Source organism: Micromonospora sp. NPDC049175, assembly GCF_043197345.1.
Lineage (GTDB): Bacteria > Actinomycetota > Actinomycetes > Mycobacteriales > Micromonosporaceae > Micromonospora.
On the sequence record NZ_JBICSY010000002.1, the window covers coordinates 895,932 to 909,832 of the forward strand.

Here is a 13,901-nt window from a genome sequence, read left to right on the forward strand (position 1 = left end):
CTAGCGTGTACGACGTGACTGACCTGGTGATCGGTGCCGACGGGCTGCCTCGCTGCGCCTGGGGGTCGAGCACCCCCGACTACGCCATCTACCACGACACCGAGTGGGGTCGCCCGCTGCGCGGCGACGACGCGCTCTACGAGCGGATGACGCTGGAGGCGTTCCAGTCCGGGTTGTCCTGGCTGACCATCCTGCGCAAACGCCCGGCGTTCCGGCTGGCCTTCGACGAGTTCCACATCCCGACCGTCGCCGGATACTCCGACGCCGACGTGACCCGGCTGCTCGCCGACGCCGGCATCGTCCGCAACCGGGCCAAGATCGAGGCGGCGATCGCCAATGCCCGCGCCGCTCTGGAGGTGCCGGAAGGGCTGCCCGCGCTGCTCTGGTCCTTCGCCCCGGAGCCCCGAGCGGCCCGCCCCGCCTCGTTCGCCGAGCTGGCACCGATCACCGCGGAGTCGACGGCGATGGCCAAGGCGCTCAAGAAGCGCGGCTTCCGGTTCGTCGGCCCGACCACCGCGTACGCGCTGATGCAGGCCACCGGCATGGTCGACGATCACATCGTCGGCTGTCACGTCACCCTCGCACCGGCGACGTGATGGGATGGCAGGCATGACGACCGAGACCGCGTACCGGGCCGGGGGATCCGGCCGTGCCGACGGCGTGGGCACCTGGGCCGTGCTGCTGCCCGCCGAGCGGTACGAGGCCGAGCGGCTCGTGCACCACGACACGCTGGAGCTGACCGGCCTGGCCGACGGCACCCGCCCGGGTCCGGGAGACCAGGTGGCGGTGCTTGTCGACGCGCCGCCGCGGCTGGTCGCGCTCGGTCGGGTCCGCGCCCCGGGTCAGCGTCACCGCGAAGACCCGGACGACCCGCAGTCCCCGGTCGAGCCGGGGACCGTCGTCGTGGCGTACACCCGGCGGGCCTTCGACGAGCCGGTGCCGGCCGACCTGCTGACGCTCGACGGGCCGGTCACCGCGCTGGAGCCGGCGGCCTTCCGGGCGCTGGCCGACCAGCTCGGCCCGCCCCCGGCGCGGCGCACCTGGCTGGTCAGCCTCGACCTGCCGATCGAGGCCGGCACGCGAGCCGAGGCGGTCCGGCTGTTCTGGTCGTACGTGCAGGAGTTGGGCCCGCGTGAGCTGCCCGCCTTCGTCTCGCCGTCCGACGACGAGCTGGCCATGCAGGCGTTCGTGCTGGGCGCGGAGGCCAACCAGGACCCGGAAGAGGACGAGTAGCACCGTTCCGTTCGGTTGGGCCGTTCATTCCGTTTATATTTCCAACCATCGATGTTAGCGTTAACTTACGTCGTCGTCTGCCAGTCGGCATGACCTTCGGCGGAGGGCCCCCGTGGAATCGGAGGACGCTTATGACCACATCCGGCAGGATTCGTCGCGCGCGCTCGGTGGCGGTGGTGACGGTGTGCGCTCTCGCCGCCACGGTCTCGATGGTTTCCGCCGCGTCCGCCTCCGCGACCATCACCGTGGCCGCCGACGGCAGCGGCACCTACACGACAGTGCAGGCGGCTGTCGACAGTGTCGCGGCGAACAACGGCGTTCCGGTCACCATCAGCATCAAACCCGGCACCTACCGGGGCGTGGTCACCATCCCCGCCAACAAGCCCTATCTCACGTTGGCCGGCGCCGGCGGCTCCGCGACCCAGGTGGTGATCGTCGAAGGGCACGCGTCCGGCCAGACCAAGCCCGGTGGCGGCACGTACGGCACGTCCGGCAGTGCCTCGGTCTTCGTCAACGCCAACGACACCACGATCAAGAATCTGACCATGGCGAACGACTTCAACGAAGCCGCCAACACCCTCGACGCCGAGCAGGCCGTCGCCGTCAACACCTCCGGCGACCGGGTGCAGTTCGACAACGTCCGCATCCTCGGCAACCAGGACACCCTGCTGGTCAACGCGCCCAGTGTCAGCTCGGTCCGGCGTCTCTACGTTCGCAACTCCTACGTAGAGGGCGACGTCGACTTCATCTTCGGGCGGGGCACCATGGTCTTCCAGAACGGCACCGTGCACTCGCTCACCCGGGGCTCGTCGTCGAACAACGGTTACGTCACCGCTGCGGCCACCGACATCAACAACAGGTTCGGCTTCCTGTTCTGGGCAACCACGCTGACCAGCAACGCTCCCGCCAGGACCGTCTATCTGGGCCGCCCCTGGCACCCCAGCGGCGACGTCAACGCCCGTGGCCAGGTCCTCTACCGGGGCGTCGCGATGGGCGCGCACATCCGCACCGATCCCTGGACCGACATGTCCGGCTTCTCGTGGAGGAACGCCCGCTTCGCGGAGTACGGCAGCACCGGCGCCGGCGCGGGCATCAACGCCAACCGGCCCCAGCTGAGCGCCGCCACCGCCACCCAGTACACCCCCACCGCCTACCTGGCGGGTAACGACGGCTGGAACCCGATCCGATGACGAAGATCCGGTCCTTCGAACACGGTCACCCTCTCGTCCGCCCGCGCACCCGACTCGGGACACTCCGGCACGCACTGGCGAGGACGCGTACCGCGGCCCTCATCGCGGTCGCCGCCGGGGTGCTCGCCGCAGGTCTGCCGGCCCTCAGCGCCCAGGCAGCGGTCGGCGACGGCACCCCGACCGACTCGAACATCAGCTTCGTCGGCCGGTGGAACAAGGCGAACGCCTCGGCCTACGTGCCCTACTGGGCCGGCGCGTACCTGCGGGTCGGGTTCACCGGCAAGACGGTGAAGCTCCGGCAGCGCAACACCATCCAGCTGTGGGCCAGCATCGACGGTAGGGCGTTCACGTCCTTCACCGGCTCCGGCACGATCAACCTGACGCCGACCGCGCTGGCGGCCGGCAACCACACGCTGATCGTCAGTTACCGGCAGGTGGCCGGCTCCTACACCGGAGACGCGGTCTTCCAGGGGCTGGTCCTGGATTCGGGCGCGGGCACGTTCAAGCCGCCGCCCCGCCCCAAGCTCGTCGAGTTCGTCGGTGACTCGATCACCGCGGGCGCCACGAGCAGTCAGCTTGCCGTGACGGACTACGGCTTCAAGGTCGGTGAGAGGCTCGGCTACGACCACACCCAGATCGCGATCGGTGGCATGTGTCTGGCCGAGACGACCGATGGGTGCTGGGCGCAGACGACCCGCTACTGGATGTCGTCCGGTGGCCAGGTCGGCACCGACCAGTGGGACTTCTCCCGCTACACGGCCGACGGCGTGGTGATCAACCTGGGGACCAACGACAAGAGCCACGGCGTGAGCCCCGCAGCCTTCCAGGCGACGTACACGACCTTCCTCACGAGGATCCGGGCCAGGTTTCCGAACGCCAAGCTCTTCGCGATGCGGACGTTCATCGGTCGCTATGCGGCGGAGACGGAGGCCGCGGTGCGGGCACGCAACGCGGCGGGTGACGCCGAGGTGTTCTACCTGGACACCACCGGCTGGCTGCCGTCCGGCGGTCTGAGCGACTCGGTGCACCCGAACGACGCGGGTCACCAGGCCATCACCGACAGGCTGGCCCCGATCCTCAGCGCACGACTGACCACGACCCCGGCCCCCACGACCGCGCCGCCCACGACCGCGCCGCCCACGACCGCGCCGCCCACTCCTGGGGCCGGGGCCTGCGCGGTCACCTACCGCAAGACCGGTGACTGGGGTACGGGCGCCCAGTTCGACGTGACACTCGGCAACACCTCCACCGTCCCCGTCGACGGTTGGACACTCACCTGGTCCCTGCCCGGCAGCCAGCGGATCACACAGTCCTGGAACGCCACAGTCACCCAGTCCGGCGCCGCGGCCACGGCGGTGAACGCCTCCTGGAACGCGGTGATCCCGGCCGCCGGTTCGACGAGCTTCGGATTCGTCACCGACAGCCCGCTGGGCGGAGCGACAGGTTTCGCCCTCAACGGCTCCCCGTGCGCCGTCGCCACGTGATGCCGAGCGTCTCCGATCAAGGCAGGAGTACCCGATGAAGGTTCGCCGATCGCGTCTCGTGGTCCTGGCGGCAACGGTCCTGACCGTCGCGGCCAGCGGGCTCGGCATCGCCACCGCCCAGGCCGCCACCCCGGCATGCGGTGTCACCTACCGGGTCACCAGCCAGTGGGCCGGCGGGTTCGGAGCCGACGTCGTCGTCACAAACCTCGGTGACGCGGTGACCAACTGGGCCGTGCAGTGGAGCCTCGCCCCCGGGCAGGGCGTGACGCAGGCGTGGAACGCCGCCGTCACGGTCACCGGCACGGCGGTGACCGCCACAAACGTGAGCTACAACGGCACCGTCGGCTCTGGCGCATCTGTCAGCTTCGGCTTCACCGGCTCGTGGAGCGGCAGCAACCCGGTGCCGTCGTCGTTCTCGTTCAACGGCACCACGTGTGCCGGCCCACCGGCAGCGACCCCCACCGCGCCGACGCCGACGCCAACGTCGACTCCAACGCCAACGCCAACGCAAACACCGACGTCGACACCAACGCCGACGGCAACGCCGTGCCCCAGCCCGAGCACGCCGTCGCCGACCCCTTCCACCTCGCCGGCACCCGCGCCGATCAAAGTGTGGATGGCCGGCGACTCCACGATGATGAATGCCAGTTCCTGTCCGATCGGCTGGGGCAGCCAGTTCGCGTCCTATCTCACGTCGGACGTCACAGTGCAGAACAGCGCCGTCGGCGGTCGCAGCATCCAGACGTGGCTGTACGAGGGCAATGTGACCTCCACCAAGAACTCGGCCGGCGAGTGCACGCTCAGCTCGACCGCCTACAGCGCCCGGTGGTCGGCGATGCTGAACACCGACAGCGGCTTCAAGACCGGGGACTATCTGATCATCCAGTTCGGCATCAACGACGGTGACTCGGCCTGCCCGCGACACGTCGGCACCAACCGCTTCAAGGAACTGCTCGGCGTCATGGCGACGGCCGCCAAGGCCAGAGGTGTGAAGCCGATCTTCGTCACGCCGGTCGCGGCTATCACCTGCAGCGGCAGCACCGCCGTCGGCAATCGCGGTTTCGTCGCCGAGACGACGGCTGCGGCCGCCGCGAACGGCGTACCGGTCATCGACCTGCACGCGAAGAGCGTGGCGCTCTACAACACGCTCAGGCTGTGCCCGAACAACGGCAACTACTCGACGGGGGCGGTCGGTGCGTTCTTCTGCAACGACCACACCCACTTCGAGGCCGCCGGCGCCAGACAGATCGCCGGCCTGATCGCCACCGCCCTCCGGGCGCAGAACATCCCGCTTTCCGCCCACCTGAGGTGACAGCCATCCCGCCGGCGGCGGGTACGACCGGATCCTGGGCCGCCCAGGCGGGCAACGTGCCCGCCTGGGCGGCCGGTCCCGACGAGAACACGTCGTCGTCGACCATCTAGAACAGCTTGTCGAGGCGTCCCCGCCAGTCGGCGAGCACCGGGCCCGGGTCGGTGTCCAGCACCCGTTCCAGCAGCGTGGCGTAGACGTCCCGGAAGTCGGTGGTGAATTTCAGGTCGCCGTCGTCGAGATCGGTGAGGCTCGGCGGCGCGCCGTGCCAGCCGCCGCGTACGCCGGCGCCCAGCAGCAGGACGTCCGAGGCGGTGCCGTGGTCGGTGCCGTCCGAGGCGTTGGCCCGGACGCGGCGGCCGAACTCGGAGTAGACCGCCACCACCACCTTCCGGCCCGCCTCGGTGCGGCTCATCCGGTCGGCGAACCCGGTCAGCGCCCGGTCCAGCTGACCCAGCAGGACGGCCTGCAACTGCTTCTCGTCGGCGTGCGTGTCGAAGCCGCCGAGCGACACCGAGAAGGCCCGGGTGGACACTCCCGCCTCGACGCACTGCGCGACCAGGTCCAACTGCGCGTCCAGCGGCGTGCGTGCCCCACCGGTCGCCGTCGCGGGCGCCTCTTCCCCGTCCGGGTCCGCCGCGTCGGGGTCGGCGGAGTCGCGTACCTGGCGGATCATCTCGTCCACCGACCGCAGGTCGGCGAAGCAGGCGGCGGCCCGGCCGCGGGCCGCCGACTCACCCGCCTCGGCGGCGGCGAGCGCGGTGAGTGTCTCCGCCGGCAGGCCCTTGGCGGCCTTCCGGTCGGTCACCGGCACGGCCGCGCCCGCGCTCCGCGCCCCGGCCAGCAGCGGCGGCAGCGCCGGTTCGAAGGAGACCGCCAGCCGGGGGTCGCCACCTGCGGAGTCCAGCCAACGGCCCAGCCAACCGGTGTTGCCCGGCCGGTCCGGCTGTGCGGTGTGCCAGATGTCCATCGACCGGAAGTGGCTGCGGTCCGGCTTCGGGTAGCCGACCCCGCGCACGATCGCCAGCCCGCCGTCGGACCAGCGCCGGTGCAGGCCGGCCAGTGCCGGGTTGAGGCCGGAGCCGTCGTCCAACCGCAGCACCTCGGAGTCCGGGTAGGCCAGCTCGGGGCGGGCCGCCCGGTAGGCCGGATCGGCGTACGGGATGACCGTGTTGAGCCCGTCGTTGCCGCCGTAGAGGGTCACCAGCACCAGCGTGCGAGCCTGTGGATCACGGTCGCCGCTGGTGTCCAGCAGGTCCCGCAGGCGGTACGCGCCGGCGCCGGCGGCCAGCGCGCCCGCGCCGACCACCCCGCTGGTCAGCAGGAACCTGCGTCGGGTCTGGGTGTCCATGTCGACTCCTCCGCTCAGCTGACTGTGTATTCGGGGCTGACCAGGCCGGCGGCCAGCAGCTTGCGGGGCTCGCCGGCCAGCGGGGTGAGGGCGGCGCGGGTACGCGCGCTCCAGCCGTCCACCACCAGCAGTCGCGCCAGCGCGTCCGGTCGGCCGGCGGTGGGCGCGGCGGTCAGCCGGGCCAGCACCGCCGGGTTCACCGCGGCGGCGAGGGTCCCGGCCGTCCGCAGCCGCGCCTGCAACGACGAGGTGGTCAGCCAGGCGGCTCCGGCCGGCCAGCCGCCGACGCTTGGCGGTCGCAGCGGCACCTGGTCCAGCGCGTTCAGGCCGGCCAGCAGTTGTTTGTGTTGCTGCTCGGGCAGGGCGGAGGGTCGGATACCCAGCTGCCGCAGCGCGCCGACCAGCCACTCCACCGGCTGTTTGACGAGCGTGCCCCGGGTCTGGGCGAAGGCCGGCGCCGAGAGGATCGCCCGCAGGGTCGCGACGGTGTCCGCTCCGGGCAGGCCCGCCGGCGCCGGGACGTCGGTGCCGGCGTAACGGAACCAGAGCCGCCCGGCCACGAACGTCGCCGCCGCGGGTTGGGCGGCCAGCAGCCCGGCGTACGCCTCGGCGTCGAACCGGCCGCTCTGTCCGAGAATCGTCTTCTCGCCGGGGTCGTGTCGTTTGGCCTCGAAGCGGGCCACCCCGGTACGCCTGTCGACCACCCAGCCGGTCAGGGCGCGCGCGCCGGCCTTCACGTCGGCCTCGGAGTAGGCGCCGATGCCGAGGGTGAACAACTCCATCAGCTCGCGGGCCAGGTTCTCGTTCGGCGCCTTGCGGGTGTTCTTCTGCCCGTCCAGCCAGATGATCAGGGCGGGGTCGCGCACCATCGCGGCGACGAGTGGGGCGAGTGGCCCGCGTCCGTGCCGGCGCAGCGTGTCCAGTTGGCCCTGCATCACACGTGCCGACTTGACCTTCTGCGCGCTCGTCGCCCAGTGCCCGTGCCAGAAGAAGAGCAGCTTCTCGGTCAGCCCGTCCTCGGCGGCCACCATCCGGTCCAGCCACCAGCTGGTGACCTGCTGGAGCTGCTTGCGCCGCTCCGCGTTGGCCTGCTGCCGCTGCTCGCGGGTGGAGTCCTTGGTCAGCTGGGCGTACGGATCCGGGGCCAGCGCCGGCGGCGGGGTGGCCGCCGCGCCACGGTCGGCCCGGGTGGGGGTGAGCAGGTTGTCCAGGGTGGCCGCCGGCCCGGCGCGCTCGGCGGCGTCCACCTCGTCTGCGGTCGGCCCGAAGGTGGCCCGGCGCAGCAGGTGCGCCACCGCTTCACGATCGCTCATGGACGCCGACGCTAGGCGTCTGGTGTTCGAGGACGGTAAGGGTGGCGTGTGAATTGCGTTCAGCGTCCCTCGAAGACCGGTTTCTGCTTGCCGACGAAGGCGAACGTGGCCGCCCGGTGATCGGCGGTGGCACCGCAGATCGACTGGGCCTGCGCCTCGGCCGCGAGGGCGTCGGCGAGGGTGCCGGCGTCGGCGATGGAGAGCTGCCGCTTGATCGCCCCGTAGGCGACAGTCGGGCCGGCGGCGAGGCGAGCGGCCAGCTCCTGGGCGGTCGGCAACACCAGCTCGTCGTCCTCCACCAGGCGGTTGAGCAGGCCGATCCGGCAGGCCTCCTCGGCCCGTACGGGCTCGGCCAGCATCAGCAGCTCCACCGCCTTGGCGTGGCCGACCAGCCGGGGCAGGGTCCAGGAGGCGCCGGTGTCGGCGGCGAGGCCGACCTTGGCGAAGGCCATCAGGAAGCTGGTGGTCGGGCCACCGATGCGGATGTCGGCGAGGAAGGCGAGCGACGCGCCCGCGCCGGCGGCCATGCCCCGGACCGCGGCGACCACCGGCTTGGGCAGGTTGGCGAGCCGGGCGGCGATCGGGTTGTAGTGGGTCCGCACGGTGCCCAGGGGATCACTCGCGGAGTTCTCCAGCGTCGACACGTGCTCGCGCAGGTCCTGACCGGCGCTGAACGATCCGCCCGCCCCGGCCAGCACGACAGCCCGGCAGGACCTGTCGGTCTCCAACTCCGCCAGGGCGTCCCGCAGGGCCTCCTTCAGCGCCACGTCGAGCGCGTTCATCGCGTTCGCCCGGTTCAGCGTGAGGGTGACGACGGCGTCGGTCCGGTCGACCAGCAGCGGCTCGGTCACGTGTCTAACGACCCTTCTGTCGGACGAGGCGGTTGCCGGCGTCGAGGCACTGTTCGACGTACCGGTCCGCGGCCGGACGCAGGCGGGCCGCGTGCCGGTCGAAGAAGCTGGCCGCGGCGGTGCCGGGCCAGCGTTCGGGCAGCAGCGCCGGGGGTAGCTGCGGGTCCCGGAAGAGGAACGTACGCCACGCGTGCACCAGCCGGAACCGGGTCGCGTACGCCTCCTCGTCGCTGCTGCGCACGGTGACGGCGGAGAGCAGTGGGCGCTGGTCCGCGACGAACTGCTCGTAGGCGCGGCCGATCTCGGTCAGGTTCCAGGCTCGCCGGACCACGCCCATCGCGCCGGGGGTGCCGGCGAAGTGCGAGGCGGTGAACCGCTCGAACCGGATGCCGGCCTCGGCGAGGATCAGGTCGACGTCGTCGGCGGGACGGGTGGCGACCCAGGTCTGCTCGTCGAGCGTGCCGTAGCCGAGGAAGCTCAGGTTCGAGGCGAGCCGCTGGCGGTCCCGGCGGGAGCCCGGGGCCTCCAACACCAGCAGATCGAACCGGCCGTCCCAGGTGACCCGGCCGGTCCGGTAGATCCGGGACGCCGCCTCGTCGAGTCGCCGGGCGGCTTTCGGTGTGATCGAATATCCCGGCCCGGAGATCAACCGGAGCGGTTCGAGCCAGCCCTGTCGCACCATCCGGGACACGGCGGTGCGAACTGCTGGCGGTGCGATTCCCAGCGGCGCCAGTAGCTTGACCAGGGCAGCAACCGGTGCGCGGCCACCCCTCGGCCGGAGGTGGTCGCCGTACAGGTCGAAGAGTGCCGACCGTGCCTGCATGACCGCACATTGTGACAGGCCTTCTCAAGATAAGCTAGATGCTGTTACATCAATGCTGCTCCGGTTTGGGTCCGGCGGTGTTCATCAGGGAAAATCGTCAGTCGACACCCCCGCGACCGTTGCGGGTGGTCGTGACGAAGTGGCTGTGGGGCAACCCACCGACCCTGGTGTAGGTCTGAGGGGAGACAACATGGCGGCGATGAAGCCGCGGACGGGCGACGGTCCGCTGGAAGTCACCAAGGAGGGGCGGGGCATCGTCATGCGGGTCCCGCTGGAGGGCGGTGGCCGGCTCGTCGTCGAGATGACTCCCGACGAGGCCAACGCGCTCGGTGACGCGTTGAAGGCGGCGGCCGGCTGAGTAAGGAGTGGTCCGGGCGGCTTCCGCCGCCCGGAGCGTTCTGCGGCCCTGAGCCACCGGTGGTACCGGTGGCTCAGGGTCTTCATCACCGCGGGCAGGCGGCCTGAGTTCCGCTCCGCGACACTTTCCTGGAGGTACGGTTCCGCGTGCTCGCCATCCGTCTGATCGCCGAGCCCGACCGGCTCGACGTCCTCGTCCTGCCTGTCCGTCCCGCCGGTCCGGCAGCCGGAGATGACGCCCCGGCCGAGCCCGTGTCGACCGCCGCGACCCCGCCGGACGACACGGCCGACGAGGCGGCCGCGCTGGTGTCGGCGGCCCGACTGAACGGCCGAGCAGGCGAGATCCACACCCAGCTGCGCCCCGGACGTACCCCCGGCCGGCTCCTGCTGCTCGGCATCGGCGACGGCGGCGAGGCGGCCTGGCGGACGGCCGGAGCGGCCCTGGCCCGCTCCGCAGCGAATGAGACGCATATCACCATCGCCTTGCCGACCGAGCTGACTCCGGCCGCGGTGCGCGGGTTGACCGAGGGGCTGCTGCTCGCCCCGTACCGGTACCGGCTGACCGAGGCCGGCGACACGCCGACGCTCGACGGCGTCGACCTGCTGCTCGCCGACCCGGCCACGTTCGAGGCCACCGTCGCCACGGCCCGCACCACGGCGGCGATGACCCATCTCGCCCGTGACCTGACCAACACCCCGTCCTCGGTGAAGACCCCGCAGTGGTTCGCCGACCAGGTGGCGTCCGCCGCCGCCGACCTGCCGGACCTGCGACTGCGAGTCCGTGGCCCGGCCGAGTTGGCCGCCGAGGGCTTCGGCGGGATCCTCGCCGTGGGCGCTGGCTCGGCCAGTGGCCCCCGGCTGGTCGAGCTGGACTGGCACCCCGCCGACGCGCGTACCCACGTGGTGCTGGTCGGCAAGGGCATCACCTTCGATACCGGCGGCATCTCGATCAAGCCGGTGCCGGCGATGAAACTGATGCGCAAGGACATGGCCGGCGCGGCCGCGGTCGTCGCCGCCACCCTCGGCGCCGCCGCCCTGCGGCTCCCGGTCCGGATCACCACGCTCGCCCCGCTCGCCGAGAACATGGTCAGCGGCTCGGCGTTCCGCCCCGGCGACGTCATCCGGCACTACGGCGGAACGACGAGCGAGACGACGAACTCCGACGCCGAGGGCCGACTGGTCCTCGCCGACGCCCTGGCGTACGCGGTGCAGCAGCTCAAACCGGACCTGCTGCTCGACCTCGCCACCCTCACCGGCGCCAACGCCGTGGCGCTGGGCAAGCGCACCGCCGCCCTCTACAGCGAGAACGACCAACTGGCCGCCGACGTGCTGGCCGCGACCGCGGCGGCCGGCGAGTCGGCCTGGCGGATGCCACTGCACAACGACTACGCGGAATACCTGGGCAGCGACATCGCCGATCTCTACAGCGCGCCGGCACAGGGCGCCGGCTCGGTGCTGGCCGCGCTCTACCTGCGCGAGTTCACCGGCGAACTACGGGACCGCTGGCTGCACCTGGACATGTCGGCCCCGTCCTGGGCGGACGGCGACCAGGACGAGGTCAGCCGCGGCGCCACCGGCTGGGGCGTGCGCTGGCTGCTGCGCTGGCTGGCCAGCGTCGACTAGCCCAGGTCAGCACTTCACCGCGGCGAGCACCCCGTGCCCGACCGGAAGCAGCGCGGGGATCCAGTGCTCCGACTCCCGGACCGCTTTGATCGTCTCGCGGACCGTCACCGTCTCCGCGTCCCGGGCGGCCGGGTCGCCGATCCGGCCGCCGGCCAACACGCCGTTGAGCGCGAGCACACCGCCCGGGCGCAACAGGCGCAGCGCGGCTTCCACGCAGGCATGGAAGCCGGTCGCCTCCGCGTCCACGAAGACCAGGTCGTACGCGCCGTCGGCGAGCCGGGGCAGCACGTCGAGCGCGCGACCGGTGATGATCCGCGTACGGCCGGCCGCGAAGCCCGCCTCGGCGAAGATCCGCCGGGCGATCCGCTGATGCTCCACCTCCACGTCGATTGTGGTGAGCACACCGTCGGCGCGCATGCCGCGCAGCAACCACACCCCGCTCACTCCGGTGCCGGTGCCGATCTCCACCACCGCACGGGCGTTGCCGGCGGCGGCCAGCAGCCGCAACGCCGCTCCCGCGCCGGGGGTGACCGCGTCGAGGCCCACCTCCAGGGCCAGGCTGCGGGCGGTGCGCAGGACGAGATCCTCGGTGACGTACGACTCGGCGAACTGCTGAGCCTGTGCCGTCGAACTGCCGGTACCGGCGACCGTGGCGATGGGGCACCTCCGGGGGCGGTGCGTGGTGCGGGGGCGGGTTGGCACTGTGAGCGTAGAGGCGACCGCCAGGGGGCGCAGCCGGGCCTCCGCCGGAAGCGATCACCGGGGCAACCGCTGACTCCACCGCGCGCATCCGTGCAATCCTGGAAGCGGTATCCCGTCAGCCGCGACCGAACCGGCCCGTGGCCGGGCGACGCGGCGCGGGATCCGGGGACGGACTGGGAGGCACCGACGTGACCGACGGTTGGGACTGGCGCCGGGGCGGTGAGACTCCGGCTTCGGCGCGACCGCCCGGGGCAGAGGTCCCGCCGGTGGGATCGCCAACCATGCCGGGGGCCGGCAACTCGCCTGCCGTGGTGCCGCCGGGCGGTACGCCTGTGGCCCCGCCGGGTGGCGTACCGGCCGCCGGGTATCCGCCGGCGCCACCCGTGGCGGGTGTCCCGCCGGTGCGGCCGTCGTCAAGTTGGCCGGCACCGGTAGCGGGCGGGCCCGGCACGGCCGGAGCGTCGCCCTGGTGGTCGGATGCGCTCGCCGATCCCTGGCGGGACCCGGCGGCGCCGACCGCGGTGGTGGTGCCGGGAGTCGTGGCGGCCGGTTCCGAGCCCGAGCCGGTCACCGACCCGGACGCGCCGGGTCGGCCGACGCTTCGCCAGCTGTTGCTCATTCCCGTGCTCAGCGCGCTGCTGGCCGGCACCCTCGGTGGGGCGATGGGGTACGCGTTCGCGGTCCGCGGCGGAGCTGGTGGGGTGGTGCTCGGCGGTGCGCCGGCGGAGGCGCCGGCGCTGGCCCAGCGCAAACCGGAGTCGCTGGCCGGTGTCGCCGAACGTGTCCTGCCCAGCGTGGTCACCGTCCGGGTGAGCAGCCTCGGCGGGACCAGCGAGGGCTCCGGCTTCGTCGCCACCGCCGACGGCCATGTGATCACCAACGACCATGTGGTGGCCGGTGGCGCCGGCAAGGCCTCGGTGGTCTTCAACGACGGCAGCACCGCGCCGGCGACAATCGTCGGTCAGGATCCGGAGTCGGACATCGCGGTGATCAAGGTGAGTCGTAGCGGGCTGCGACCTGTGGAGTTCGGCGATTCCGACGCCCTGGCCGTCGGTGACCCGGTGCTCGCCATCGGCTCGCCGCTGTCGCTGGCCAACACGGTCACCGCCGGCATCGTGAGTGCCCTGGACCGGACGATGCAGGCAGGTGAGCCGGGTGGCCCGATCCGCTACTACGCGGCCATCCAGACCGACGCGGCCGTCAACCACGGCAACTCGGGCGGGCCGTTGGTCGACGGCGACGGACGGGTGGTCGGCGTGAACTCGACGATCAAGTCACTCGTCGCCGAGGGGCAGGAGGCGGGCAACATCGGGCTCGCCTTCGCCATCCCGATCAACCAGGCCAAGCGGGTGACCCAGGACATCATCGGCACCGGCAAGGCCCGGCGTACGGTGATCGGCGCCCGAGCGGACGGCCCGGCGGGTGTCGTCGGCGGTGGCCTGCGGCTGGCGGAGGTGGAGCCGTCCGGCCCGGCGGACAGCGCCGGGTTGAAGGTCGGTGACGTCATCCTCAAGATCAATGGGCGGCCGATGACCGAGCCGACAGACCTGACCGCGCTGGTTCGCAAGTTCGCGCCCGGCTCGGTGGTATCTGTCGAGTTTCGACGGGGCTCCACCCGGCAGAACACCTCGGTAACTCTCGCCGCGGACGCGAAGTGAACATCGC

Annotated in this window: 13 protein-coding genes; 8 read left to right on the plus strand and 5 right to left on the minus strand. The window is 71.9% G+C overall.

Annotation, left to right across the window (positions count from 1 at the left end; genetic code table 11):
• Positions 1 to 14 precede the first annotated feature (14 nt).
• The 5 genes from ACGFH8_RS11125 (at position 15) to ACGFH8_RS11145 (ending at position 5,219) form a co-directional block, all read left to right on the plus strand.
• Positions 15 to 596, plus strand: a complete 582-nt coding sequence (locus ACGFH8_RS11125; RefSeq protein WP_393366068.1) for a DNA-3-methyladenine glycosylase I — start codon at positions 15 to 17, stop codon at positions 594 to 596.
• A gap of 13 nt (positions 597 to 609) precedes the next feature.
• A complete protein-coding gene (locus ACGFH8_RS11130) occupies positions 610 to 1,233 on the plus strand; it encodes a hypothetical protein (protein WP_393366070.1) in 624 nt (207 codons plus the stop codon).
• A 131-nt stretch (positions 1,234 to 1,364) separates the two neighbouring features.
• Positions 1,365 to 2,423: a pectinesterase family protein gene (locus ACGFH8_RS11135; RefSeq protein ID WP_393366071.1), complete on the plus strand. Its 1,059-nt coding sequence runs from the start codon at positions 1,365 to 1,367 to the stop codon at positions 2,421 to 2,423.
• Entirely contained in the window at positions 2,420 to 3,907 is a 1,488-nt protein-coding gene (locus ACGFH8_RS11140) for a cellulose binding domain-containing protein (RefSeq protein ID WP_393366073.1), read from the plus strand. The genes ACGFH8_RS11135 and ACGFH8_RS11140 overlap by 4 nt, the downstream gene beginning before the upstream one ends.
• Before the next feature lie 34 nt (positions 3,908 to 3,941).
• Positions 3,942 to 5,219: a cellulose binding domain-containing protein gene (locus ACGFH8_RS11145; RefSeq protein WP_393366075.1), complete on the plus strand. Its 1,278-nt coding sequence runs from the start codon at positions 3,942 to 3,944 to the stop codon at positions 5,217 to 5,219.
• A gap of 106 nt (positions 5,220 to 5,325) precedes the next feature.
• On the opposite strand, the gene ACGFH8_RS11150 is transcribed toward ACGFH8_RS11145, so the two are convergent.
• Genes ACGFH8_RS11150 through ACGFH8_RS11165 form a run of 4 tightly spaced genes read right to left on the minus strand, consistent with a single transcriptional unit; the run spans position 5,326 to position 9,554 of the window.
• Positions 5,326 to 6,567: a DUF1501 domain-containing protein gene (locus tag ACGFH8_RS11150; RefSeq protein WP_393366076.1), complete on the minus strand. Its 1,242-nt coding sequence runs from the start codon at positions 6,565 to 6,567 to the stop codon at positions 5,326 to 5,328.
• Between the two features lie 14 nt (positions 6,568 to 6,581).
• Positions 6,582 to 7,880: a DUF1800 family protein gene (locus ACGFH8_RS11155; RefSeq protein WP_393366078.1), complete on the minus strand. Its 1,299-nt coding sequence runs from the start codon at positions 7,878 to 7,880 to the stop codon at positions 6,582 to 6,584.
• A 59-nt stretch (positions 7,881 to 7,939) separates the two neighbouring features.
• Positions 7,940 to 8,731: an enoyl-CoA hydratase-related protein gene (locus ACGFH8_RS11160; protein WP_393366080.1), complete on the minus strand. Its 792-nt coding sequence runs from the start codon at positions 8,729 to 8,731 to the stop codon at positions 7,940 to 7,942.
• A gap of 4 nt (positions 8,732 to 8,735) precedes the next feature.
• Positions 8,736 to 9,554 carry a PaaX family transcriptional regulator C-terminal domain-containing protein gene (locus ACGFH8_RS11165; RefSeq protein ID WP_393366081.1) on the minus strand — a complete coding sequence of 273 codons (819 nt, stop codon included), beginning with the start codon at positions 9,552 to 9,554 and terminating at the stop codon, positions 8,736 to 8,738.
• Between the two features lie 190 nt (positions 9,555 to 9,744).
• Between ACGFH8_RS11165 and ACGFH8_RS11170 the strand changes: the two genes are divergently transcribed.
• Complete coding sequence (locus ACGFH8_RS11170) at positions 9,745 to 9,912, plus strand: DUF3117 domain-containing protein (RefSeq protein ID WP_007455245.1); 168 nt, start codon at positions 9,745 to 9,747, stop codon at positions 9,910 to 9,912.
• 146 nt (positions 9,913 to 10,058) lie between these two features.
• The gene (locus tag ACGFH8_RS11175; protein WP_393366082.1) at positions 10,059 to 11,534 is read left to right on the plus strand and encodes a leucyl aminopeptidase family protein; all 1,476 of its coding nucleotides are present in this window, start codon (positions 10,059 to 10,061) and stop codon (positions 11,532 to 11,534) included.
• A 6-nt stretch (positions 11,535 to 11,540) separates the two neighbouring features.
• Here the strand turns inward: ACGFH8_RS11175 and ACGFH8_RS11180 are convergent, their stop codons facing one another.
• Positions 11,541 to 12,110 (minus strand): O-methyltransferase, encoded by a 570-nt coding sequence (locus ACGFH8_RS11180; protein WP_393312754.1) that lies wholly within the window; start codon positions 12,108 to 12,110, stop codon positions 11,541 to 11,543.
• A 407-nt stretch (positions 12,111 to 12,517) separates the two neighbouring features.
• On the opposite strand from ACGFH8_RS11180, the gene ACGFH8_RS11185 reads away from it, so the two are divergent.
• Entirely contained in the window at positions 12,518 to 13,894 is a 1,377-nt protein-coding gene (locus tag ACGFH8_RS11185; protein WP_393367071.1) for a S1C family serine protease, read from the plus strand.
• Positions 13,895 to 13,901 lie beyond the last annotated feature (7 nt).

Excerpts from the sequence above, each read along its gene's own strand:
- ACGFH8_RS11140 (WP_393366073.1), top strand. The coding sequence starts at position 2,420 with ATGACGAAGATCCGGTCCTTCGAACACGGTCACCCTCTCGTCCGCCCG.
- ACGFH8_RS11145 (WP_393366075.1), top strand. The coding sequence starts at position 3,942 with ATGAAGGTTCGCCGATCGCGTCTCGTGGTCCTGGCGGCAACGGTCCTG.
- ACGFH8_RS11155 (WP_393366078.1), bottom strand. The coding sequence starts at position 7,880 with ATGAGCGATCGTGAAGCGGTGGCGCACCTGCTGCGCCGGGCCACCTTC.
- ACGFH8_RS11165 (WP_393366081.1), bottom strand. The coding sequence starts at position 9,554 with ATGCAGGCACGGTCGGCACTCTTCGACCTGTACGGCGACCACCTCCGG.
- ACGFH8_RS11135 (WP_393366071.1), top strand. The coding sequence starts at position 1,365 with ATGACCACATCCGGCAGGATTCGTCGCGCGCGCTCGGTGGCGGTGGTG.
- ACGFH8_RS11130 (WP_393366070.1), top strand. The coding sequence starts at position 610 with ATGACGACCGAGACCGCGTACCGGGCCGGGGGATCCGGCCGTGCCGAC.
- ACGFH8_RS11150 (WP_393366076.1), bottom strand. The coding sequence starts at position 6,567 with ATGGACACCCAGACCCGACGCAGGTTCCTGCTGACCAGCGGGGTGGTC.
- ACGFH8_RS11185 (WP_393367071.1), top strand. The coding sequence starts at position 12,518 with ATGCCGGGGGCCGGCAACTCGCCTGCCGTGGTGCCGCCGGGCGGTACG.
- ACGFH8_RS11170 (WP_007455245.1), top strand. The coding sequence starts at position 9,745 with ATGGCGGCGATGAAGCCGCGGACGGGCGACGGTCCGCTGGAAGTCACC.